Annotated in this window: 18 protein-coding genes; 14 read left to right on the plus strand and 4 right to left on the minus strand. The window is 72.0% G+C overall.

All coding sequences use genetic code 11. From position 1 onward, the window contains the following. Positions 1–201 precede the first annotated feature (201 nt). The 3 genes from LG396_RS29055 to LG396_RS29065 form a co-directional block, all read right to left on the minus strand. Complete coding sequence (locus tag LG396_RS29055) at positions 202–1,497, minus strand: discoidin domain-containing protein (RefSeq protein ID WP_225797042.1); 1,296 nt, start codon at positions 1,495–1,497, stop codon at positions 202–204. A gap of 144 nt (positions 1,498–1,641) precedes the next feature. Further along, positions 1,642–5,265, minus strand: coding sequence for a chondroitinase-B domain-containing protein (locus LG396_RS29060; RefSeq protein ID WP_225797043.1), 3,624 nt, complete (start codon positions 5,263–5,265; stop codon positions 1,642–1,644). Between the two features lie 270 nt (positions 5,266–5,535). Continuing rightward, positions 5,536–6,207, minus strand: a complete 672-nt coding sequence (locus tag LG396_RS29065; protein ID WP_225797044.1) for a pirin family protein — start codon at positions 6,205–6,207, stop codon at positions 5,536–5,538. 79 nt (positions 6,208–6,286) lie between these two features. On the opposite strand from LG396_RS29065, the gene LG396_RS29070 reads away from it, so the two are divergent. From LG396_RS29070 to fabF, 5 genes are all read left to right on the plus strand, one after another. Then, entirely contained in the window at positions 6,287–7,501 is a 1,215-nt protein-coding gene (locus LG396_RS29070; protein WP_186543324.1) for a PucR family transcriptional regulator, read from the plus strand. A gap of 89 nt (positions 7,502–7,590) precedes the next feature. Next, positions 7,591–8,559 carry an ACP S-malonyltransferase gene (locus tag LG396_RS29075; RefSeq protein WP_225797045.1) on the plus strand — a complete coding sequence of 323 codons (969 nt, stop codon included), beginning with the start codon at positions 7,591–7,593 and terminating at the stop codon, positions 8,557–8,559. Continuing rightward, positions 8,556–9,590, plus strand: coding sequence for a ketoacyl-ACP synthase III (locus LG396_RS29080; RefSeq protein ID WP_225797046.1), 1,035 nt, complete (start codon positions 8,556–8,558; stop codon positions 9,588–9,590). The genes LG396_RS29075 and LG396_RS29080 overlap by 4 nt, the downstream gene beginning before the upstream one ends. 85 nt (positions 9,591–9,675) lie before the next feature. Then, on the plus strand, positions 9,676–9,924 hold the full coding sequence (locus tag LG396_RS29085; protein ID WP_018838976.1) for an acyl carrier protein: 249 nt from the start codon (positions 9,676–9,678) through the stop codon (positions 9,922–9,924). A 108-nt stretch (positions 9,925–10,032) separates the two neighbouring features. Next, on the plus strand, positions 10,033–11,298 hold the full coding sequence (fabF, locus tag LG396_RS29090) for a beta-ketoacyl-ACP synthase II (protein ID WP_026276534.1): 1,266 nt from the start codon (positions 10,033–10,035) through the stop codon (positions 11,296–11,298). 97 nt (positions 11,299–11,395) lie between these two features. On the opposite strand, the gene LG396_RS29095 is transcribed toward fabF, so the two are convergent. Further along, positions 11,396–11,890 carry a DUF3145 domain-containing protein gene (locus LG396_RS29095; RefSeq protein ID WP_225797047.1) on the minus strand — a complete coding sequence of 165 codons (495 nt, stop codon included), beginning with the start codon at positions 11,888–11,890 and terminating at the stop codon, positions 11,396–11,398. Between the two features lie 226 nt (positions 11,891–12,116). Between LG396_RS29095 and LG396_RS29100 the strand changes: the two genes are divergently transcribed. The 9 genes from LG396_RS29100 (at position 12,117) to LG396_RS29140 (ending at position 22,673) form a co-directional block, all read left to right on the plus strand. After that, the gene (locus tag LG396_RS29100; protein WP_225797048.1) at positions 12,117–13,040 is read left to right on the plus strand and encodes an SGNH/GDSL hydrolase family protein; all 924 of its coding nucleotides are present in this window, start codon (positions 12,117–12,119) and stop codon (positions 13,038–13,040) included. Between the two features lie 45 nt (positions 13,041–13,085). Next, positions 13,086–14,192, plus strand: a complete 1,107-nt coding sequence (locus LG396_RS29105) for an aldose epimerase family protein (protein ID WP_225797049.1) — start codon at positions 13,086–13,088, stop codon at positions 14,190–14,192. A gap of 92 nt (positions 14,193–14,284) precedes the next feature. Beyond that, positions 14,285–15,436, plus strand: a complete 1,152-nt coding sequence (locus tag LG396_RS29110; RefSeq protein WP_225797050.1) for a mandelate racemase/muconate lactonizing enzyme family protein — start codon at positions 14,285–14,287, stop codon at positions 15,434–15,436. After that, the gene (locus tag LG396_RS29115) at positions 15,429–16,445 is read left to right on the plus strand and encodes a zinc-dependent alcohol dehydrogenase (protein ID WP_225797051.1); all 1,017 of its coding nucleotides are present in this window, start codon (positions 15,429–15,431) and stop codon (positions 16,443–16,445) included. The genes LG396_RS29110 and LG396_RS29115 overlap by 8 nt, the downstream gene beginning before the upstream one ends. A gap of 79 nt (positions 16,446–16,524) precedes the next feature. Continuing rightward, positions 16,525–17,532: a U32 family peptidase gene (locus tag LG396_RS29120; protein WP_225797052.1), complete on the plus strand. Its 1,008-nt coding sequence runs from the start codon at positions 16,525–16,527 to the stop codon at positions 17,530–17,532. 5 nt (positions 17,533–17,537) lie between these two features. Beyond that, positions 17,538–18,668, plus strand: coding sequence for a multiple monosaccharide ABC transporter substrate-binding protein (gene chvE / locus LG396_RS29125; protein ID WP_225797053.1), 1,131 nt, complete (start codon positions 17,538–17,540; stop codon positions 18,666–18,668). Then, positions 18,665–20,266, plus strand: coding sequence for a multiple monosaccharide ABC transporter ATP-binding protein (gene mmsA, locus LG396_RS29130; RefSeq protein WP_225797054.1), 1,602 nt, complete (start codon positions 18,665–18,667; stop codon positions 20,264–20,266). Before chvE ends, mmsA begins: the two co-directional genes overlap by 4 nt. Next, the gene (mmsB, locus tag LG396_RS29135; RefSeq protein WP_308190138.1) at positions 20,263–21,504 is read left to right on the plus strand and encodes a multiple monosaccharide ABC transporter permease; all 1,242 of its coding nucleotides are present in this window, start codon (positions 20,263–20,265) and stop codon (positions 21,502–21,504) included. Before mmsA ends, mmsB begins: the two co-directional genes overlap by 4 nt. Before the next feature lie 119 nt (positions 21,505–21,623). Beyond that, positions 21,624–22,673, plus strand: a complete 1,050-nt coding sequence (locus LG396_RS29140) for a hypothetical protein (RefSeq protein WP_225797055.1) — start codon at positions 21,624–21,626, stop codon at positions 22,671–22,673. The last annotated feature ends 35 nt before the right edge of the window (positions 22,674–22,708 follow it).

Consider the following 22,708-nt stretch of genomic DNA (forward strand, 5'->3'; position numbering starts at 1 on the left):
GCGCGACGCACCGGCGTACGCCGCGCCTCCCGCACGTTCGGACGGTCCGTCAGCCCTCCTCGTTCCTGCCGGTCCCAGCGCACTCACTCCTCTGGTTTCCTCACCGGGTTCTCCGACGGGGAAATCAGCCTGCCAGAGGCCGCGCCCTCGTTTCGTGAGCGACATGACGCATAGGAATGAAGCGGCCGGGGCCGTGCTCCCTCAGGCGGGCCCTTCGCCCGGGGTGACCGGCATGCCGACCGAGCCGTAGTCCGGGCCGACCTCGTTGTCGGCGTAGAACTTCACGCCGGTCGAGGCCGAGGTGACCTCCATGACCCGGGTCGAGGAGCCCGCGAAGTCGTTGCGGGTGATCGACACGTCGTCGGGCCCGTCGAGTTTGACGGACTGGTTCCAGCTGTCGCCCATCTCGTTGTCCGCGACGATCCAGTTCTTCATGCCGTCGGTGTTGCCGCCGGAGTTCCCGCCGCGGCCGTAGTCCTCGGCCATGAGCCACTGGTGGATGCTGGGGATGCTCTCGTCGCGGTCCGGGTTCGCCGGGCCGACGGCCTTGTTGCCGCGGATCTGCACGTCGTCGCTGGCGATGGGGTGGGAGCTGGACACCCAGGTCTGGATGAAGTCGGTGTGGCTGTCGCCCGGGTCGCCGGTCACGAAGTCGATCGCGGTGTTGTACATGATCTTGTGGCGGTCGCCGAAGAACGTGATGGCGTTCAGGTCGCCGGGGCCCTCGACGCCCTTGATGTCGTTGTTCTGGATGGTGACGTCCGTGTTGTCGTCCGAGTAGATGCCGTACTGCTGCTCGGCGACCACCCGGCAGTTCTGCACGACCACGTGGTCGGCTTCGATGAGGATTCCGCCGCGGACGGTGTTCCCCTGGCAGTCGTGGACGTCGGGGTCGGCCGCGGTGCCACCGGAGTCGATCTCGTACCGGGAGTCCTGGTCCGGTACGAGGATCGCGCCGGGCGGAGTCGCCACCCCGCCGACGCCGAGGGACTGCCCGGGCGGCTCCGGGTCGCCACCGGGCTCCCCGGACACGGTCGCCTCCGAGATGCTCGTCCACTTGGCCGAGTCGGCGGAGTCGTTGCCGTGGCCGACGATCCGTACGTAGCGGGCCTGCCCGGCGGTGAAGTCGTACGTCTCGAAGCCGCCGGTGGTGCCGCTGCTGGTTTCGCGGGACAGCACCGGCGACCACGCCGAGCCGTCCCGGGACAGCTCGACGTCGAACGTGGCCCGCCGGTCGTCGCCCTCGTACCAGGCCAGCGCCACCGAGTCGACGGTCGTGACCGTGCCCAGGTCGAAGCGGATCCAGACCCCGTCGCCGGCGCCGGACCAGCGGGTCGACAGGTCGCCGTCGATCGCGTTGGCCGGCCCGTTGCCGTCGTGGGAGCTGGCCGTCGCGGCGGTGATGGGCAGCGTCGCCGCCGATGCCGCGGGGCCGAGCGCCACCACCGAGCCGAGCACCGTGCACGCGCCCAGCCCGGCGGTCAGCAGGCGTCTCACCGGTATGCCTCTCCTCGTCGTTCCCGTCCGTGTACGGGCGTTCAGAACGTTCACGTGCGTCTCGTCTCCTTGGAGTGGGTCCTCTGCACCGGGCGACGACGGGGTGCGACCGGCGGCGGCCCGCCGCCGGTCGCACCCGCGTCCCTACGGAGCGCCGGGGCCGACGTCGGCCGCGGTGAGCGGGGCTCGCGTGGCGGCGGACGCCGACCGCTCGTCGGCTCCCGCGTCGACGGCGCCGCTGCGGGCCTGGCCGTCCATGTCGTCCGTCACGAACGGGTGGCCGCCGCTGCCGGCGTCGATCGCCGGGCTTCCCGCGCCGATCCGCTGCACCGGTCCGTCGGGGGCCAGCAGCGGGTCCGCCGCCCTGACGGCGTCGGGGGGTGCGTCGACGCCGACGGTCGCCGATCCGGTCGGCCACGCGATGTTGCCGGCGTAGGTCATGTCCACCGGCTCCATCAGCTCGTTGAACAGCTTGCCGCGGTCGCCGGTGACCACGTTGTCGGCGACGACCGAGTCGACCGGCGCCAGGTCGTAGTTGGCGCCGACCTCGATGTTCGACACGTTGTCCACGAAGGTGTTGTTGACGACGGTCGCCCGGTAGACGCGCCAGTGCGCGTTGAGTGCGCCCGAGGTGTCCACGTCGCCGCCGTCGATCTGCAGCGCGGCGTCGAAGCCGGAGCCCGTCAGGCCCTCGAAGTAGTTGTTGTAGATCTTGTGGTCCTGGCCGTAGATCCGGATGCCGCCCGTCCCCTCCTTGCCCTCGCCGAGGAAGAAGTTGCCGTAGAAGGAACCGCGGTTCCCGTGCCGCTGCGACAGCACGCCCTGCGAGGTGCGGAACGTGTTGTAGCGGACGATGTTGTCGTTGCTCTTCACGGAGACGATCTCCGGATCGCCGTCGCAGTTCTCGAAGAGGTTCGACTCGAGGACGGTGAATCCGCTCGACTCGGAGATCTCGCTCCAGCCGACCCGGACGGCCTCCATCTCGTTCTCCGCACGCGGACCCATGTTGCGGAAGTGGTTGTGGTCGATCCGGTCATGCTGCGACTGCTGGGTCTCGGATCCGTCGATGGTGATGAAGTTTCCCAGCTGCTGCTTGTCCTCGAAGAGGTTGTGATCTATTCGGTTGTGGTGGCTGTTCTCACCCTGGATGATCACCCACTTCAGCGAGGACTCCTCGGTCAGCCGGAAGTGGTTGCGGGTCAGCCGCACGTTGTTCGAGCCGGTGATCTTCAGCGTGTCGCTGTTCGTCCACTTCAGGCCCTCGAAGGTGACGTACGAGGAGTCCGCCACCTCCAACTGGCCGTCGTCCACGACCGCCTGGTGGCGGTTCTCCGCGACGACCGTGATGGGCTCGTCGGCGGTCCCGTTCTTCCCGCTCATCTTCCCGATCGAGTACGCCCCGTCGGCGAGGACGATGCGGTCCCCGGCACGCGCGTCCGCAAAGGCGTCCTGCAACTCGTCCGAGTCCGCGACCGGCACGGTACGGCCGGGGCCGGGGCCGGGGCCCGGGTCCTCGCCCCCGCCGTCGGGCCCGTGGACGGTCGTCTCGGTGATGCTGGTCCACTCGTTGGTGGTGCTGCCGTGGCCGACGATGCGCAGATAGCGCGCGGAGGTGTCGGCGAAGTCGTAGTTCTGCGGCTGGAGGGTGGTCCCGCTGCTTTCCTTCCCCGACAGGACCGTCTTCCACGACGAGCCGTCGTCGGACAGTTCGACGTCGAAGGTGTTCTTCCTGGTGTCTCCCTGGTGCCAGGCGATCGACGTCGACCCGACGGTCTGCTCAGAGCCGAGGTCGTAGCGGATCCACACCCCGTCGCCCTCGCCGGACCAGCGGGTGCTCAGATCGCCGTCAAGGGTGTTGGCGGGCACGTTGCCGTCGTCGGCGCTGGCCGAGACCGCCTCGACCGGCACCGCGGGACCCGGGGAGTCTCCGCCGCCCCCGAGCGCATACGTCCGGACCCAGTCGACCTCGAACACCGCCGGGCGCAGTCCGCTGTCGCCGGTGAAGTTGTCGAGCTGGATGACGTAGTTCCCCAGCGGCATCGTCTGGATGTCGCCCCGCTCGGAGTTCGCGCCGTCGGAAAGCCGGAACCATTCGGCGCCGTCGACGTAGCCGACCAGCTCCTCCGGCGTCCACTCGAACGCGAAGTTGTGCCACTCCGTCATGTCGACGGGGCAGAGTTCTTCGTGTTCCTTCTCATCCGTCGGGCTCTGCGGATAGTGCAGGAACGCCCCCAGGCACTGCGCGTCCGGGTTCGAGTACTCGACCCAGTCGTACTCCCCGTTCTCGAGCCGGTTGCCGGCGGTGGGCCAGATCAGGTGCAGGGGGTGGTAGAGCCCGCCGTCGGCGCCGGTGTTCCGTGACCGGGACCGGACCTCCCAGCGGCCGTACTGCATGTCGACGTTCTGCCGGATCCATCCCGTATCGCCGTTCGCCTCGCCGCGCATCGTCATGATGCCGTCCGCGACGGTGCTGTTCTTCCCGCACCGGCGGCCGTTCCCGGCATGCCCCTCCCAGCACTGGGGCGTCCCGCCGACCTCGCCCGACGGTACGTCCCACTTCTCCGGGTCGACCGGGCCGGTGTAGTCGAACTCGTCCGACACCGGCAGCGGTTCGCCCCAGCCGTACCGCTCGGCGGCCTCGGTCGGGTCAGCGCTTCCCTGGTCGTCGTCGTGGGTGACGCTCAGCCCGTAGATCTCCACCTGGCCGTAGTTGTCGTCGCTGCACGGCGACGAGCGCTCGCAGTTGGCCTGCGTGTACGCGCCCGCCTTGAAGTAGGCGCCGGAGAAGTCCTCCGCGAGCGTGGTCTGCAGCACGCCGTTGTAGTAGGCCTTGATCTCGCCGTCGGCGACCACGAACTTGGCCTCGAACCTGGTGCCCAGCTCGTAGTTCTCGTCCACCAGCTTGTGGTTGCTGTCGTCGGGAGAGGTGACGTAGAGCTTGCTGCCTTCCAGGCGGAAGACCGACACGTCGTCGTCGGAGTCGTGGATCTGCCCGGCGACGACATCGGGCTTGTCCTCGGGGAGGTCCGTGATGGCCTGGTCGATGACCATCGTGTGCGTGCCGGACGTCGAGGACCAGCTCGCCTTGGTCTCCCCCGAGTCCGTCATCTCGCGCAACTCCGAGCGCGGGTAGTTCGAGCCGCTCGTGGTGACCCCGTTGACGGCGGCGCGGAACTGCACGGCCGCGCAGTCGTCGGTCGCGGTGAACCACGGGTCGTTCGCGTACGTGGCGAGTTCCGGTTGTTCGACGTTGGTCGGCGACTCCTCCTCGCCGACCGGCAGCCCGATGTACCAGTTCGTCAGGTCCAGCACGTCGGCCGGGTAGTCGCAGGAGCCGCTGCCGCCGTCGGCTCCGTAGAGGGCCGTCTCGGTGATGCTGGTCCAGTCGTTGGTGGTGCTGCCGTGGCCGACGATGCGCAGATAGCGCGCGGAGGTGTCGGCGAAGTCGTAGTTCTGCGGCTGGAGCGTGCTGCCGCTGGTGGTCTTCCGCGACAGGGCCGGCGTCCACGAGGATCCGTCGTCGGACACCTCGACGTCGAAGGTGTTCTTCCGCGTGTCCCCCTGGTGCCAGGCGACCGACACGGAGCCGATCGTCTGCGCCGAGCCGAGGTCGTAGCGGATCCACACCCCGTCGCCCTCGGCCGACCAGCGCGTACTCAGGTCGCCGTCGAGGGTGTTGGCGGGCACGTTGCCGTCGTCGGCGCTGGCCGTGACGCCGGTGACCTCCAGGGGGCCACCCGGCTCGGCCGAGGCGACGGGTTGGTACACGGTCGAGATTCCGAGGGCTAACAGCCCCACCGCAAGCGCACGATGGATTCGTCTCACAGGGCCTCACTGGGATTGGCAGCACCGGGCCGGCCGGGGCGGCCGGGCGGGGCTGGACGGTCGGGGGTGCACACCGCGAGGTCGGGTACGGCGATGGTGCGCCACGCTGTCAGAGGCCCGCGGGGACCGGTCCCGGAGCACCGATTCCGGATGTCGTCCAGTGGAAAACCGGTCTGCGCACGCGGGCGGGCGGCACGATTCGGCCGCCGCCGCTCAGGCCTCCGCCGCCTGCATCTCCCACACCAGGACCTCCGCCGCCCCCTCCGCGGTCAGGTCGAGCCCCTCGCAGCCCGCGATGCGCACCGCGTCGCCCGGCTCCGCCGCCGGGGACTCGCCGCCGACGCGCACCGCGCCGCGGACGACGTGGACGTAGACCCACGGGGCGTCCGGCAGCGCCGTGCGCTCGCCCGCGCGCAGCCGGCGCACGTGCAGCACCGACGCGGCCCGCTCGACGGCCAGCGGCGTGCCGTCGGCGATGCCGCGGACCACCTCGTACGAGGGGTCCCCGCCCGGGGCCGCGGGCATCAGCCACATCTGCAGGAACGCCAGCGGCGCCGGGCCCCCGTTGCGTTCCACGTGCCGGATGCCCGTGCCCGCGGACAGCAGGGCGACGTCCCCGGGGCGGACGGTCCCGGTGCGGCCGGCGGAGTCCTCGTGGGTCAGCTCGCCGTCGAGGACCCAGGTGACGATCTCCATGTCGCGGTGCGGGTGTTCGGCGAAGCCCGCGCCCGGTGCCAGCCGCTCCTCGTTGCACGCGACGAGCGGGCCGAAGCGCACGTTCTCCGGGTCGTAGAAGCCGCCGAAGGAGAACGCGTGCAGCGTCTCGATCCCCGCCTGCGCGTCCCCGCCGCGGTAGCGCCCCCGCGCCCGCCGTAGCTGAATCACCCCGCCACCGTACGCCCCGGAAGACGGCCGCCGGACGCCTCTTTCGTCCGACGCGACCCGGATAGGGCAGGCTAGACCCGTGCCTGAACCGACCGAGACACCCGAGCCGCCCGATCGCGACGCCGCCCGGTTGCAGCATCCGCACGCCGCGACCCTGCGCCGGCTGGAGAAGTCGTCCGGGGAACTCGCCGCCGGCGCCATCGCCCGTATGGATGAGCAGCTGCCCTGGTACCGGGCCATGCCCCCGGAGCACCGCTCGTGGATCGGGCTGGTGGCGCAGGCGGGCATCGCGGCGTTCACGGAGTGGTTCCGGCACCCCGAGACGCCGCAGGCCATCTCCACCGACGTGTTCGGCACGGCGCCGCGCGAGCTGACCCGGGCGATCACGCTGCGGCAGACGGTGGAGATGGTGCGTACGACGATCGAGGTGATGGAGTCCGCGATCGAGGACGTCGCCGCGCCCGGCGACGAGTCCGCGCTGCGCGAGGCCCTGCTCGTCTACGCCCGCGAGATCGCCTTCGCCACCGCCCAGGTCTACGCGCAGGCGGCCGAGGCCCGCGGCGCCTGGGACGCCCGGCTGGAGTCGCTGGTGGTCAACGCGGTGCTCTCCGGCGAGGCCGACGAGGGCGCGGTGTCCCGCGCGGCGGCGCTCGGCTGGAGTTCGCCGGAGCACGTGTGCGTGGTGCTGGGCACCGCGCCGGACGGCGACAGCGAGCTGACCGTGGAGGCGATCCGCCGGGCCGCGCGGCACGCGAAGCTCCAGGTGCTGACCGGGGTGCTGGGCAGCCGGCTCGTGGTCATCGCGGGCGGCAGCGCGGAGCCGCTGAAGGCGGCGAAGGCGCTGATCGGCCCGTTCGCGCAGGGGCCGGTGGTGGCGGGCCCCGTGGTGGGCGACCTGCTGGCCGCGACGCGCTCGGCACAGGCGGCGGCCGCCGGGCTGAAGGCGTGCTCGGCCTGGGAGGACGCGCCGCGGCCCGTGCTGGCGGACGACCTGCTGCCGGAGCGCGCGATCGCCGGGGATCCGGCGGCGCGCGAGCAGCTGGTGGAGGAGATCTACAGTCCTCTCGCGGAGGCCGGCTCGGCGCTCCTGGAGACGCTGAGCGTGTATCTGGAGCAGGCCTCGAGCCTCGAGGGCGCCGCGCGGATGTTGTTCGTTCACCCCAACACCGTTCGCTACCGGCTGCGACGTGTGACCGATGTCACGGGCTGGTCCCCGTCCGATGTCCGTTCGGCGTTTACTCTGCGTATCGCACTGATCCTCGGCCGACTGACCGAGACGGAACCCCAGCCCTAGTCATTTGTTCGGACTCAACAAATCCCTCCGGTGTTCTTCGTCCCCGTCCCCACGGGCGGCGGACACCCCCGACAAGAGAAGGTTGAAGGGTGCTCGTACTCGTAGCTCCCGGCCAGGGCGCCCAGTCGCCCGGCTTCCTCACCCCCTGGCTCGACCTGCCCGGCGTCGCCGAGCGGCTGTCGGCCTGGTCGGACGTCGCCGGGCTCGACCTGGTCCGCGCCGGCACCGAGGCGGACGAGGACGAGATCCGCGACACCGCGGTGGCGCAGCCGCTGCTGGTCGCCGCCGGCCTCGTCAGTGCGTACGCGCTCTTCGAAGGCCCCGGGCCGCTGCGCCGCGACGTCGGCATGGTCGCGGGCCACAGCGTGGGCGAGCTGACCGCCGCGGCGCTCGCCGGGGTGATCACCGATGAGGAGGCCATCGCGCTGGTCCGGGCCAGGGGCCTGGCCATGGCGAAGGCCGCCGCCGTCACCGAGACCGGCATGGCCGCGATCCTCGGCGGCGAGCAGGACACGGTCCTCGCGCACCTGGACCGCCTGGGCCTGACCCCCGCCAACGTCAACGGCGCCGGCCAGATCGTCGCCGCCGGCACCGCCGCGCAGCTCGCGGAGCTGGCCGCCGACAAGCCCGAGGGCACCCGGCGCGTCGTCCCGCTGAAGGTCGCCGGCGCCTTCCACACCGAGCACATGAAGCCCGCGGTGGCCGCGCTGGCCGCGGAGACCGCCCGGCTCACCCCCGCCGACCCGCGGATTCCGTACGTGTCCAACGGCGACGGCAGCGTCGTCACGACGGGCACCGGGATCGTCGAGCGCCTGGTCGCGCAGGTCGCCAGCCCGGTGCGCTGGGACGCCTGCATGGAGACCTTCGCGGCGCACGGCGCGACCGCAGTGGTGGAGGCCGCCCCGGGCGGCACGCTCACCGGGCTCGCCAAGCGCGCGCTGAAGGGCGTGCGGGCGGTGCCGGTGAAGACCCCCGAGGACATCGAGAAGGCCCGCGCCGCCGTCGCCGAGACGGCCGCAGAGACGGCCGCCCCCACGGCCGCGGAGGAGAGCGCATGACCGCGAAGATCCGCCCCACCAAGGGTGCTCCGTACGCCCGCATCATGGGCGTCGGCGGCTACCGCCCGACCCGCGTCGTGTCCAACGAGGAGATCCTCCAGTACATCGACTCCTCCGACGAGTGGATCCGCAGCCGCTCCGGCATCGCCACCCGGCACTGGGCCGGCGAGGACGAGACCGTCGCGCAGATGTCCGTCGAGGCCGCCGGCAAGGCGCTCGCCGCGGCAGGCGTGACGGCGGAGCAGATCGACGCCGTGATCATCTCGACCGTCTCGCACTTCATGCAGACCCCGTCGGTCGCCACCCAGATCGCGCACCTGCTGGGCGCCGGCAAGCCGGCCGCGTTCGACATCTCCGCCGCCTGCGCCGGCTTCGGGTACGGGCTGACGCTGGCCAAGGGCCTGATCGTGGAGGGCAGCGCGGAGCACGTGCTCGTCGTCGGCGTCGAGCGGCTCTCGGACCTCACCGACAAGTCCGACCGGACCACCGCCTTCCTCTTCGGCGACGGCGCCGGCGCGGTCGTCGTCGGCCCCGCCGAGGAGCCGGGCATCGGCCCGACGGTGTGGGGCTCGGAGGGCGACAAGCACCAGACCATCAAGCAGACCGTGGGGTGGGACCGCTTCCGCATCGGCGACCTGGCGCAGCTGCCCCTGGACGAGAACGGCGACGTCAAGTTCCCGGCGCTCACCCAGGAGGGCCAGACGGTCTTCCGCTGGGCGGTCTACGAGATGGCCAAGGTCGCCCAGGAGGCCCTGGACGCCGCCGGCATCACGCCGGACGAGCTGGACGTCTTCATCCCGCACCAGGCCAACATGCGGATCATCGACTCGATGGTGAAGACCCTCAAGCTGCCGGAGCATGTCGCGGTCGCCCGCGACATCGAGACCACCGGCAACACCTCGGCCGCCTCCATCCCGCTGGCCATGGAGCGGATGCTGGCGACCGGGCAGGCGAAGAGCGGGGACACCGCCCTCGTCATCGGTTTCGGGGCCGGACTGGTCTACGCCGCCACGGTCGTGACCCTGCCCTGACCCGCGGCCGGGCCGCGCCCGGCCGCCGTGCAGCTCACTCCCACCGAGAAGAACCCTCAAGGAACGGAAAGAAGGAGTCCCCAAGATGGCCGCCACTCAGGAAGAGATCGTCGCCGGTCTCGCGGAGATCGTGAACGAGATCGCCGGCATCCCGGTCGAGGACGTCCAGCTGGACAAGTCGTTCACCGACGACCTGGACGTCGACTCGCTGTCCATGGTCGAGGTCGTCGTCGCCGCCGAGGAGCGCTTCGACGTCAAGATCCCGGACGACGACGTCAAGCAGCTCAGGACCGTCGGTGACGCCACCGACTACATCCTCAAGCACCAGGGCTGACCGACCGGCTCGCCCGCTGTCGCCACCTGCTCCCCCGCGCCCCCGGGCGCGGGCGGCGGCCCGCGGTGGCGCCGTGGAAACACCTCAACCTTCGGAGTGAGCATCGACGTGAACGCGACCGATCGCACCGTGGTCGTCACCGGAATCGGCGCCACCACACCGCTGGGTGGCGACAGCGCATCCACCTGGGACGGCCTGGTGGCCGGCCGTTCCGGCATCGCGGAACTGGACCACGAGTGGGCCGCGGACCTGCCCGTGCACTTCGCCGGCGAGGTCGCCGTGGAGCCCACCGAGACCATCCCCCGGCCGCAGGCCCGCAAGCTGGACAGGGCGGCGCAGTTCGCGCTGGTCGCCACCCGGGAGGCGTGGGCCGACGCCGGGTTCACCGCCAAGGCGGGCGAGGACGCCGCGGTCGACCCCGACCGCCTCGGCGCGGTCGTCGCCTCCGGCATCGGCGGCGTGACGACCCTGCTGGAGCAGTACGACAACCTCCGGGACAAGGGCGCCCGGCGCGTGTCGCCGCACACGGTGCCGATGCTCATGCCCAACAGCCCGGCGGCCAACGTCGGCCTGCAGATCAACGCGCGGGCCGGCGTGCACACGCCGGTCAGCGCCTGCGCCTCCGGCGGGGAGGCGATCGGGTACGCGGTGGAGATGATCCGCACCGGCCGCGCCGACGTCGTCGTGGCCGGCGGCACGGAGGCGGCGATCCACCCGCTGCCCATCGCGGCGTTCGCCAACATGATGGCGATGTCGAAGAACAACGACGACCCGCAGGGCGCCTCCCGCCCGTACGACAAGGCCCGCGACGGCTTCGTGCTCGGCGAGGGCGCGGGCGTGCTGGTGCTGGAGTCCGCGGAGCACGCGCGGCGGCGCGGGGCGAAGGTCTACTGCGAGGCGGTGGGCCAGGGCCTGTCGGCGGACGCGCACCACATCGCGCAGCCGGAGCCCAGCGGGCGCGGCATCGCGGCGGCGCTGGAGAACCTGTTCGCGCACAACGACCTGACCCCCGCCGAGGTCGTCCACGTCAACGCGCACGCGACGTCGACCCCGCAGGGCGACGTGGCGGAGGTCAAGGCCATGGAGAAGGTCTTCGGCGACGACCTGCGGCACGTCCTCGTCTCCGGTACGAAGTCGATGACCGGCCATCTGCTGGGCGGCGCCGGCGGTATCGAGTCGGTGGCGTCGGTGCTGACCGTCAAGCACCGCGTGGCCCCGCCGACGATCAACGTGGACGACCTGGACGACGACATCGACCCGGAGCTGATCGCCGTGGAGGCGACGCCGCTGCCGAAGGACGGCCCGATCGTGGCGCTGAACAACTCGTTCGGCTTCGGCGGCCACAACGTGGTGCTGGCGTTCCGCTCGGTCTGACGCCGCGGTCCGGCACCGCACGCAGCGCACGTACCGCCCCGGCGGGCCCGACGGCCCGCCGGGGCGGACCACTTGGTGCGGCGGGTGGGCGGCGGGGTCAGACGACCTGGTGCAGCCAGCGGACCGGGGCGCCCTCGCCGGCGTAGCGGAACGGTTCCAGCTCGTCGTCCCACGGCTTGCCCAGCAGCTTGGCGATCTCCGCTTCCAGGTGCGTCTCGCCGCGCTGCGCGCGCGTCAGCGCGGCGCGCAGCCGGTCCTCGGGGATGAGGATGTCGCCGTGCACGCCGGTGACGGCGTGGAAGATGCCGAGGTCGGGGGTGGAGCTGTAGCGCTCGCCCTCCGCGGTGGCGTACGGCTCGGCGGTGACCTCGAAGCGCAGCAGGTGCCAGCCGCGCAGCGCGGAGGCCAGGCGGGAGGCGGTGTCGGGCTCGCCCTGCCAGGAGAACTCCGCGCGCCACGTGCCGGGAGAGGCGGGCTGCGGGATCCAGTCGAGGCTGATCCGGCCGCCGAGGACGCCGGCGACCGCCCACTCGATGTGCGGGCAGAGTGCCCGCGGGGCAGAGTGGACGAACAGAACTCCACGTGTCGTCACCGGGGGCCTCCATCCGCGGGCTCGAAGTTGCCTAGAGTAAACACCACGGGTCGCCTTTCCGGGTAAACAGGACACTCCGTCACCGGGTGCTGTCCCGCCGCGATACGGCCCGTTGAGCACCAGCCAAGCTACCGTGCCGCCGCACCCCGCGCGTGCCGTACGGTCGGTCCTGGGCATGCTGACCTACGTTCGGAGGAGGACCTCGGGGGCGGGAGGGAGCGCAGGGATGCGCACAGGCACGGCACTCGTCTGCACGGGGGCTGCCGCGTTGTCACTTGTCCTCGCCGGCTGCACCGGCGAGGGTGCGACACAGGGGAAAGACAGGGGATCTGCCGCGCCGTCAGGCGGCGCGGAGGGCGCCGGGGATGCCGGGGACGGAAGCGCGCGGCCGGAGCGGGCCCGGGCGGCGCCGCGGCCGCCGGCGTCCGTCGCGGCGCTCGGCGACTCCATCACGCGCGGCTTCCACGCCTGCGAGCCGCTGTCCGACTGCCCGGAGAAGTCCTGGTCGACGGGCGACTCGAAGGACGTGGACAGCCTCGCGCAGCGTTTACTGGACAAGCCGTCGGGGCACACGTGGAATTTCGCCCGTTCGGGCGCGCAAGTGGCGGACCTGCCCGTCCAGACGGGCGAGGCGATCGCCCGCCAGCCCGGTCTCGTGACGATACTCATCGGCGCCAACGACGCCTGCACGGACAGCGCGGCCGGCATGACGCCGGTGGCGGACTTCCGCACGGCGGTGGCGGACTCGCTGGACCGGCTGGAGGCCGACCTGCCGCGGACGCAGGTGTACGTCTCCAGCGTGCCGAGCCTCATGCGGCTGTGGGAGGTGGGCCGGGGCAGCGTGCTGACGCGGCAGATATGGTCGCTGGGCGTCTGCCAGTCGATGCTGGCGGAGCCCTCGGACCTGGGCGCGTCGGCGACCGGGCGGCGCGAGGAGGTGCAGGACCGGGTGGTGGAGTTCAACGCGGTGCTCCAGGAGGAGTGCGGGGAGCACCCGTTGTGCGTGTACGACGACGGGGCCGCGTTCCAGTACGCCTTCACCGGCGACCACCTGAGCCGCTGGGACTCCTTCCACCCGGACGAGGACGGCCAGAACGTCCTGGCGCGGATCGCGTACGACAAGCTCCGCGCGGCCCGTGAGGAGGGCTAGGCCCGGGGGCTCGGGCGGGGCCGGCGGGGCGCATAGGGTCGTGCCATGGCCGAGACCCCCCTGCCCCCGCCCGACGCCGTGCCGGCGCCGTCCGTGACCGCCGAGCCGTTCGGGAAGCTCGCCGACGGCACGCCCGTCGAGCGGTGGACGCTGGTCGCGGGCGGCACCCGGGTGCGGGTGCTGTCGTACGGCGGGATCGTGCAGTCCGTGGAGGTGCCGGACCGGGCCGGCCGGTACGCGAACGTGGCGCTGGGCCTGGCGACGCTGGACGAGTACGTGGAGCACCCGGACCCGTACTTCGGCGCGCTCATCGGGCGGTACGCCAACCGCATCGCGGGCGCCTCGTTCGCCCTCGGCGACCGCACCCACGCGCTGCCCGCCAACGACGGCCCCAACTGCCTGCACGGCGGCGCCCGCGGCTTCGACAAGCGGGTGTGGGCCGCCGCCGAGGCGCCGGCCGCGCCGGGGGCCGCGGCGCTGCTGCTGTCGCGGACGAGCCCGGACGGCGAGGAGGGCTTCCCCGGCACGCTCGAGGTGCGGGCGACGTACACGGTGACCGCCGGGGGCGCGCTGCGCTTCGACTACGAGGCGACGACCGACGCGCCGACCGTGGTGAGCCTGACGAACCACACGTACGTCAACCTCGACGGCGAGGGCAGCGGCAGCATCGAGGACCACCGGCTGCGCATCGCCGCGAGCCGCTTCACCGTCAACGCGCCCACCTCGGCGCCGACCGGCGAGATCGCGGACGTGGCGGGCACGCCGTTCGACTTCCGCACCACGCGCCCGGTGGGCGCCGAACTGCGCTCCGGGCACCCGCAGTTGCTGATCGGCCTCGGGTACGACCAGAACTTCGTGCTCGACAAGGGCGTCACCGCCGGACCCGAGCCGGTCGCCGAGGTGCACTCGCCGGCCTCGGGGCGGGCGCTGCGGGTGCTGACCACCGAGCCCGGGCTCCAGCTCTACACGGCGAACTTCGTCTTCCCGTCGTTCACCGGCCCGTCCGGGCGGGCGTACCGTCCCGGCGACGGACTCGCCCTGGAGACGCAGCACTTCGCCGACTCGCCCCACCACCCGCACTTCCCCTCGACCGTGCTGCGGCCCGGCGAGGATTACCGTTCGGCCACGGTCTACGAGTTCGCCGTGCGCTGACCGTTGACAGCCGCCGCCGGCCTCCTTACCGTCTGGCCTGGATTTCGAACGCCTGACGAAATTTCGAACACGGTGAAGGAGAGCCACCAGTCGTGCGCATCACCAGGATCAGCACGCATGTCGTCGGCACCCCCTGGCGGAACCTGACCTACGTCCAGGTGCACACCGACGAGGGCCTGACCGGGGTCGGCGAGACCCGGATGCTGGGCCGCACCGACGCCCTGGTCGGCTATCTGCGCGAGGCGGAGGTGAACCACATCGCGGGCTCCGACCCGTTCGCGATCGAGGACCTGGTCCGCCGGATGAAGTACGGCGACTTCGGCCGCGCCGGCGAGATCGTGATGTCGGGGATCGCGTGCGTGGAGACGGCCTGCTGGGACATCAAGGGCAAGGCGCTGGGCGTGCCCGTGTGGCAGTTGCTCGGCGGCGCGGTCACCGACCGGGTGAAGGCGTACGCCAACGGCTGGTACACCACGGAGCGCACCCCGGAGGCGTACCACGAGGCCGCCCGCCGGGTGGTCGAGCGCGGCTACCGGGCGCTGAAGATCGACCCGTTCGGCGCGGGCCGCTTCGAGCTGGACCACGCCGAGTCCCGCTACGCGGTCTCCCTCGTCGAGGCCGTGCGCGACGCCGTCGGCGACGGGACGGAGCTGATGCTGGAGATGCACGGCCGCTTCTCCCCCGCCACCGCGGTGCGGCTGGCGCGGGAGATGGCGCCGTTCCGGCCCGCGTGGCTGGAGGAGCCGGTGCCGCCGGAGAACCTCAGGGCGCTGGCGAAGGTGGCCGGGCGGGTGGACCTGCCGGTGGCGACCGGGGAGCGGATCCACGACCGGATCGAGTTCCGCGAGCTGTTCGAGAGCCAGGCCGCGGACATCGTGCAGCCGGACGTGGGGCACGTCGGCGGCATCCTGGAGACCCGCAAGCTCGCCGCCACCGCCGAGACCCACTACGTGCTCGTCGCACCCCACAACGTCGGCGGCCCGGTGCTGACCGCGGCCTCCCTCCAGGTCGGCTTCTGCACACCCAACTTCAAGATCCTGGAGCACTTCAACGACTTCGCCGACGCGGAGATCAAAAACGTGGTCAGGGGCGCGCCCGAGGTGGTCGACGGCTTCTTCTCGCGCTCCGAGGCCCCGGGCCTGGGGGTGGAGCTGGACACCGACGCGGCGGCGGAGTTCCCCCAGCAGCGGGCGCACTTCGACCTGTGGGCGGACGGCTGGGAGAAGAGGAACCCCGATGGCTGAGTCCCACCGTGCCGTCGTGCTGCGGGAGCCGGGGCGCGCGCGGGTCGAGCGCGTGCCGTCGCCGCCGCCCGGTCCCGGCGAGGTGCGGGTGCGGGTGTACGCGGCCGGGGTGTGCGGCAGCGACCGCGAGGTGTACGACGGCACCCGGCCCGCCGGCTACGTCGCGTACCCGCTGACCCCCGGGCACGAGTGGTCGGGGACCGTCGAGGCCGCCGGGCCCGGCGCCGGCGGGGTGCCGGCCGGGCGGAAGGTCGTCGCGGAGGGCTTCCGCTGCTGCCGGGTGTGTGCGCGCTGCCGGGCCGGGGAGACGAACCTGTGCGCCGGTCCTTACGACGAGACGGGGTTCACCCGCGCCGGGGCGTTCGCCGAGACCGTCACCGTGCCGGCGCGGCTGCTGCACGTCCTGGACGATGACGCCGACCTGCGCGCCGCCGCGCTGCTGGAGCCGGCGGCCGTCGCCGCGGCGGCGGTGCTGCGCGCGGGGCCGCAGCCGGGCGAGCGGGTGGCCGTGGTCGGGGGCGGGACGCTGGGGCTGCTGGCGGTGCAGTTGCTCGCCGGGGCGGAGCCGGCGGAGCTGCTGGTGGTGGAGCCGCGGGAGGAACGGGCCGAGGTGGCGCGGGGGTTCGGCGCACGGGCGGTGGCACCCGGCGCTGCCGCGGGCCTGGCGGGGGCGTACGACGTGGTGGTGGAGACGGCGGGTGCGGCGCGCTCGGCGGTGGCCGCGGTGGCGCTCCTGCGGCGCGGGGGGCGGGCCGTCGTCGCCGGCATCCCGCCGGCCGGCGCGGCGGGCATCGACCCGGTGGAGCTGGCGATGCGGCAGATCGCCGTGTCCGGCGTCTTCGGCGCCTCGTCGGCGGCGTGGTCGTACGCGGTGCGCGCGTTCGGCGCCGGGCTGCTGGACCCGGCGGCGCTGATCACGCACGAACTGCCGCTGGACGCGTACGAGAAGGCCGTCGGCCTGGTCGGCGGCGGGGACCCCGCGGTGGGCAAGGTGCTGCTGCGGCCGTAGGTGCGGGAGCGGCTGCCGCTGCCGCCTTCCCGTCGATTGGGAACCGAACGATGTCCGATATTCCGAACGAAGGAGTACCGTGCCTCACGCCCCCGGTGAACCGGCCCTCGGCCGCCTCGGCTTCGCCGCCCCGCCGCCCGACCCCGTCGACACCTCGCCGCACGCCTTCCCCGACGGCGGCCGCTGGCGCACCGAGATCCCGTCCGTCGAGGGCCCCGAGGCGCTGGCCGCCGTTCTGAAGGAGAGCACGCGCCTCGGGGTGCCGGTCCACCGCATCAGCCAGGGCAGCGGGGTGTGGATGCTCACGGACGACGAGATCACCGACATGGTCGCTGCCTGCGCGGCACGTGACATCGAGCTGTCGCTGTTCACCGGCCCGCGCGGCACCTGGGACACCGGTGCCGCCGCCCGCAGCGCCTCCGGCGGCGCCGGGCTGCGGGCCCGCGGGCACGACCAGGTCGCCGGCTGCGTGGAGGACGCGCTGCGCGCCGTCAGTCTTGGGGTGACGTGCCTGCTCGTCGCGGACGAGGGCGTGCTGTGGCTGCTGCACGGGCTGCGCGAGCTGGGCGAGTTGCCGGCGCACACCACGTTCAAGGTCTCCGCGCTCGTCGGCCCGGTGAACCCCGCCGCGTACGCGGTGTGGGAGCGGCTGGGTGCCGACTCGCTGAACATCCCCTCGGACCTGTCGCTCCAGCAGCTCACCGAGATCCGCCGGGCCAGCGCGGCGCCGATGGACCTGTACGTGGAGGCGCCCGACGACCTCGGCGGCTTCGTGCGGATGTACGACGCCGCCGAGCTGATCCGGCGCGGGGCGCCGCTGTACCTGAAGTTCGGCCTGTCCAAGGCCCCCGGGATCTACCCGTACGGCGCCCACATGCGCGAGACGGTGATCGCCACCGCGCGCGAACGGGTGCGCCGCGGGCGGCTGGTCCTGGACCTCCTCGACCGGCTCGGCGCGGGCGGCGACATGTCGCCGCCCGGGTCCCGGCTGCCCGGCGACCTGCGCCGGTTCCCCGCCCCCCACTCCGCCTCCGACCCCGCTCCCGACTCCGCTCCCGACTCCGCCTCCGTACCCGAAGGGATCTGACCACCATGCGCACCCCCCGCACCTCGCGACGCATCTCCCGAGCCGCACGCCTGCGCACCGCCGCCGCCGTCTCCGCGCTCGCCCTCGCCCTCGCCGCCTGCGGCCAGGACAGCGAGGGCGGCAGCGAGGAGAAGAAGGACTCCGCGGAGGGCGGCACGATCGGCATCGCGATGCCCACCAAGTCCTCGGAGCGCTGGATAGCCGACGGCGAGAACATCGTCAAGGAGTTCGAGGCGGCCGGCTACGAGACCGACCTGCAGTTCGGCGAGGACAAGGTCGAGAACCAGGTCGCGCAGATCGACAACATGATCACCAAGGGCGTCGACGCGCTCGTCGTCGCCGCGATCGACAACACGTCGCTGACGGAGGTGCTGGCCGACGCGAAGGAGGCCGACATCCCCGTCATCGCGTACGACCGGCTGATCCTCCAGACGGAGAACGTCGACTACTACGCCTCGTTCGACAACGAGCGGGTGGGCAAGCTGCAGGGCCAGTACATCGTGGACGCCCTGAAGCTGGAGGAGGACAAGGGCGAGAAGTTCGATATCGAGCTCTTCGCCGGCTCCCCGGACGACAACAACACCCGGTACTTCTTCAACGGCGCCATGTCCGTCCTCCAGCCCTACCTGGACTCCGGACAGCTCACGGTGCGCTCCGGGCAGACGAAGCTGAACCAGGTCACCACCCTGCGGTGGGACGGCGCCGCCGCGCAGAAGCGGATGGACGACCTGCTCAGCGGCAACTACGGCGGCGAGGACGTGGACGCAGTGCTGTCGCCGTACGACGGCATCTCCATCGGCGTGCTCTCCGCGCTGAAGAGCGCGGGCTACGGCAGCGGCGGCAAGGAACTGCCGGTGGTCACCGGGCAGGACGCCGAACTGGCGTCGGTGAAGTCCATCATCGCCGGCGAGCAGACCCAGACCGTCTACAAGGACATGCGCAAGCTCGCCAAGCAGGCCGTGCAGATGACCGACGCCGTGCTCACCGGCGGCAAGCCCGAGGTCAACGACACCGAGACGTACGACAACGGCGTCAAGGTCGTCCCGTCGTTCCTGCTGGACCCGGTCAGCATCGACAGGACCAACACCGACCTGCTGGTCGAGGAGGGCTTCTACCAGGCCGGGGACCTCAAGTGACCGCTCCGGTCCTCGAAATGCGCTCGATCACCAAGACCTTCCCCGGCGTCACGGCGCTCGCCGACGTCGGGCTCACCGTCGCGCCCGGCGAGATCCACGCCGTCTGCGGTGAGAACGGCGCCGGCAAGTCGACCCTGATGAAGGTCCTCAGCGGAGTCCATCCGCACGGCAGCTACGAGGGGGAGGTCCTCTTCGAGGGCGAGCCGTGCGCGTTCCGGGACATCAGGGCCAGCGAGGCGCGCGGCATCGTCATCATCCACCAGGAGCTGGCCCTGGTGCCGTACCTGTCGATCGCCGAGAACATCTTCCTCGGCAACGAGCGGGCGAGCCGGCGGCTGAAGGTCGTCTCCTGGAACGAGACGCTGCGCGCCGCCGCCGAACTGCTGCGGCGCGTCGGGCTGGGCGCGGAGAAGCCGCAGACGCGGATCGCGGACATCGGCGTGGGCAAGCAGCAGCTGGTGGAGATCGCCAAGGCGCTGTCGAAGGAGGTCAAGCTCCTCATCCTCGACGAGCCGACCGCCGCCCTCAACGACGAGGACAGCCGCAAACTGCTGGACCTCATCCGGGAGTTCCGGGACCAGGGCATCGCGTGCATCCTCATCTCGCACAAGCTCAACGAGATCCGGCAGGTCGCGGACCGGGTGACGATCCTGCGCGACGGCCGGACGATCGAGACGCTGGCGGTACGGGACGGCGGCGGGGCCGAGGACGGGGACGGCGGCGGGGGCGAGGGCGGCGGGCTCTCGGAGGACCGCATCATCCGCGGAATGGTGGGCCGCGACCTCGACCACCGCTTTCCCGAACGCTCGCACTACCGCGGCGCCGACGCCGGCACCGTCGCGCTGGCCGTCGAGGGCTGGACCGTACGCCACCCCATCGACCACGAGCGCAAGGTCGTCGACGACGTCTCCATCGAGGTGCGGCGCGGCGAGATCGTCGGCATCGCGGGCCTGATGGGCGCGGGCCGCACGGAGCTGGCGATGAGCGTCTTCGGCCGCTCCTACGGCCGGTACGAGGCCGGGGTGGTCCGCGTCGACGGCCGGGAGGCCGACGTGCACACCGTGCCGGACGCGGTGCGGCACGGCATCGCGTACGTCACCGAGGACCGCAAGACGTACGGCCTGAACCTCATCGACAACGTCATGCGCAACATCACCCTCCCGTCGCTGCCGAAGCTCCGCCGCCGCGGCGCCGTCGACGAGCACGAGGAGCGGCGGGTGGCCGAGGGCTACCGCAGGTCGATGAACATCAAGACCCCGACGGTGTTCGAGACCGTGGGCCGCCTCAGCGGCGGCAACCAGCAGAAGGTCGTGCTCGGCAAGTGGGTCCACGCCGACCCCGAGGTGCTCCTGCTGGACGAGCCCACCCGCGGCATCGACGTGGGCGCCAAGTACGAGATCTACACGGTCATCGACCAACTGGCCGCCCGCGGGAAGGCGGTGGTCTTCATCTCCTCCGAGCTGCCGGAACTGCTGGGGATGTGCGACCGGATCTACACGATGGCCGCGGGCCGGCTGACCGGCGAGGTGCCACGGGCCGAGGCCACCCAGGAAGTCCTCATGCGCCACATGACCACGCACGTAAGGAACGACGGATGAGCCCGGTGACCACGGAGAAGCCCGATTCGGCGCCGGCCGCGCCGGCGGGCGGCGGACGCGGCGGGGCACTCGCCGCCGCGCTGCTGAACGCCATGCGCAACAACATGCGGCAGTACGGCATGCTCGTCGCGCTCGGCCTGATCGTCCTGCTGTTCCAGATATGGAGCGACGGCACCCTGCTGCTGCCGCGCAACGTCTCCAACATCGTCCAGCAGAACAGCTACATCCTGATCCTGGCCATGGGCATGATGATCGTCATCATCGCGGGCCACATCGACCTGTCCGTCGGCTCGCTGGTGGCGTTCGTCAGCGCCATGTCCGCCGTCATGATGGTCAACCACGACTTCCCGTGGCCGCTCGCCCTCGCGTGCTCGCTGCTCATCGGCGCGGCCGCCGGGGCGTGGCAGGGCTACTGGATCGCGTATATCGGCATCCCCTCATTCATCGTGACGCTGGCGGGCATGCTGGTCTTCCGCGGCCTCACGCAGATCGTGCTCGAAGGCCAGTCGCTGTCCCCGTTCCCCAAGGGCTTCCAGAACATCGCCCAGGGCTTCCTCCCCGAGGCCGGCCCGGACACGAACTACCACAACCTGACGCTGCTGCTGGGCGTGGGCGTCGGGCTGTTCCTGCTGTGGCAGGAGTGGCGGGACCGCCGCCGCCAGCTGTCGTACGAACTGGACGTGCTGCCGTACCCCCTGTGGCTGGGCAAGTGCGCGTTCATCGTCGGGGCCGTGCTCGTCGCCACGCTGATGCTGGCCAGCTACCGGGGCGTCCCGGTGGTCCTGCTGATCATGGCGGGCCTGCTGGTCGCCCTCGGCTACGTGATGCGCAACGTCGTCGTCGGCCGCCACGTGTACGCCCTGGGCGGCAACAGGGCGGCGGCCACGCTGTCCGGCGTGAAGGACAAGCGGGTCACGTTCCTGGTCTTCGTCAACATGGGCGTCCTCTCCGCCCTCGCGGGCTGCGTCTACGCGGCCCGTCTGAACGCGGGCGTCCCGAAGGCCGGCGAGATGTTCGAACTGGAGGCGATCGCGGCGGCGTTCATCGGCGGCGCGTCGATGAGTGGCGGCATCGGCACGGTGTTCGGCGCGGTCATCGGTGGCCTGGTGCTGGGGGTGCTGAACAACGGCATGTCGCTGGTGGGCCTGGGCACGGATTACCAGCAGGTCATCAAAGGGCTGGTGCTGCTGGCGGCGGTGGGCTTCGACATCTGGAACAAGCGGAGGGCGGGTTCGTAACCGGAATCTCCGCGTCCGCGACGAACCGGTCGACAGCCGCGTAACGACCCCGCCGGCCCCGGTGCCCCGCCGCTACGCTCACCGTCCGACCTCACAGCGGACGACAGGGGGAACGGGCCATGGCGCGACGGGCGTTACGGCAGGGCATCGCCGCACTCTGCGCGGGCGCGGCGCTGCTCGGCGCGGCGGGGTGTTCGTCCGGCTCGGACGGGTGGGAGGACGGGGAGGTCAGGCCGGATGCCGCCGACGCGGCGTGCCGCGAGGTCTCCGCCGACACCCTGGCGCTGCTGCGCATCAAACCGTCGAGGGGGAAGGTCTGCCACTGGATGACGGACCGGGCGTCGGAGACCGGGCAGACCCTGACCGTCAGCGTGGAGGCATACACCCCCGACCGGGAGAACGACGTGACCGCGACGGAGGCCGCCGCGTCGGAGTTTCCCCCGGACGAGGTGAGAAGGCTCGGCGGCGCCCCGGCCAGGAGCCTGCGGAAGGTGCCCGGACTCGGCGACGGCGCGGTCACCTACCGGGGCGGCCCGACCACCCACAAGCTCGTCGTGCGGCAGCGCAACGTCGTGGTGTGGGTCGAGGCGGGCACGGGGTACAAGTTCGACGACGCCGCCGCCGTGCCGCCGGCCACCGCCGAGACCGCCGTCCTGGCGGCGGCCCGGGAGGTCCTGGACGCCGCCGGCGCGCCGCTTGACGACGCCGAACTGCCGAAGCCCCCGGAGCCCGCCGCGGACGACGTGCGGCAGGTGAAGCCGCTGTGCGGGGCGCTGCGCGCCCAGGGGGCGCGGCTGATGCCGGGCGTGGAACCGTCGGCCGAGTCGCCTGCCGGCGACGAGATCCGCAGGTGCCACTGGCGCGGGGGCGATGGCGGCCCGGAGAGCCGGCTCTTCGTGGAGGCCGCGGCGTTCGCTCCCGGCACGCTCGCGGACCGCGACGGAACGACGGAGGCGGCGTACGCGCTCGACCAGGTCGCGTTCGGCAGCGAGCCGCTGGAAGGGCTGGGCGACGAGGCCCTCGTCCACACGGACCCGGAAGACGACAACCTCTACGTCCGCAAGGGCAACCTCCTGGTCAGGGTCTGGTACGTCGCCCCCGGCCCGGCCGCCGACCGCCGCGCCGCGGCGGAATCCACGGCCCGCACGGTCCTCGCCCAGTACGAGTGACCCCCCGAGCCCCCGCCCCGCAGGTACCTGACGTT

Origin of the sequence: Streptomyces aculeolatus, assembly GCF_020400605.1 — a bacterium.
Lineage (GTDB): Bacteria > Actinomycetota > Actinomycetes > Streptomycetales > Streptomycetaceae > Streptomyces > Streptomyces aculeolatus.

Coding starts and splice junctions, on each gene's coding strand:
- LG396_RS29080 (WP_225797046.1), top strand. CDS start 8,556: ATGACCGCGAAGATCCGCCCCACCAAGGGTGCTCCGTACGCCCGCATC.
- LG396_RS29085 (WP_018838976.1), top strand. CDS start 9,676: ATGGCCGCCACTCAGGAAGAGATCGTCGCCGGTCTCGCGGAGATCGTG.
- LG396_RS29100 (WP_225797048.1), top strand. CDS start 12,117: ATGCGCACAGGCACGGCACTCGTCTGCACGGGGGCTGCCGCGTTGTCA.
- LG396_RS29105 (WP_225797049.1), top strand. CDS start 13,086: ATGGCCGAGACCCCCCTGCCCCCGCCCGACGCCGTGCCGGCGCCGTCC.
- LG396_RS29115 (WP_225797051.1), top strand. CDS start 15,429: ATGGCTGAGTCCCACCGTGCCGTCGTGCTGCGGGAGCCGGGGCGCGCG.
- chvE (WP_225797053.1), top strand. CDS start 17,538: ATGCGCACCCCCCGCACCTCGCGACGCATCTCCCGAGCCGCACGCCTG.
- mmsB (WP_308190138.1), top strand. CDS start 20,263: ATGAGCCCGGTGACCACGGAGAAGCCCGATTCGGCGCCGGCCGCGCCG.
- LG396_RS29140 (WP_225797055.1), top strand. CDS start 21,624: ATGGCGCGACGGGCGTTACGGCAGGGCATCGCCGCACTCTGCGCGGGC.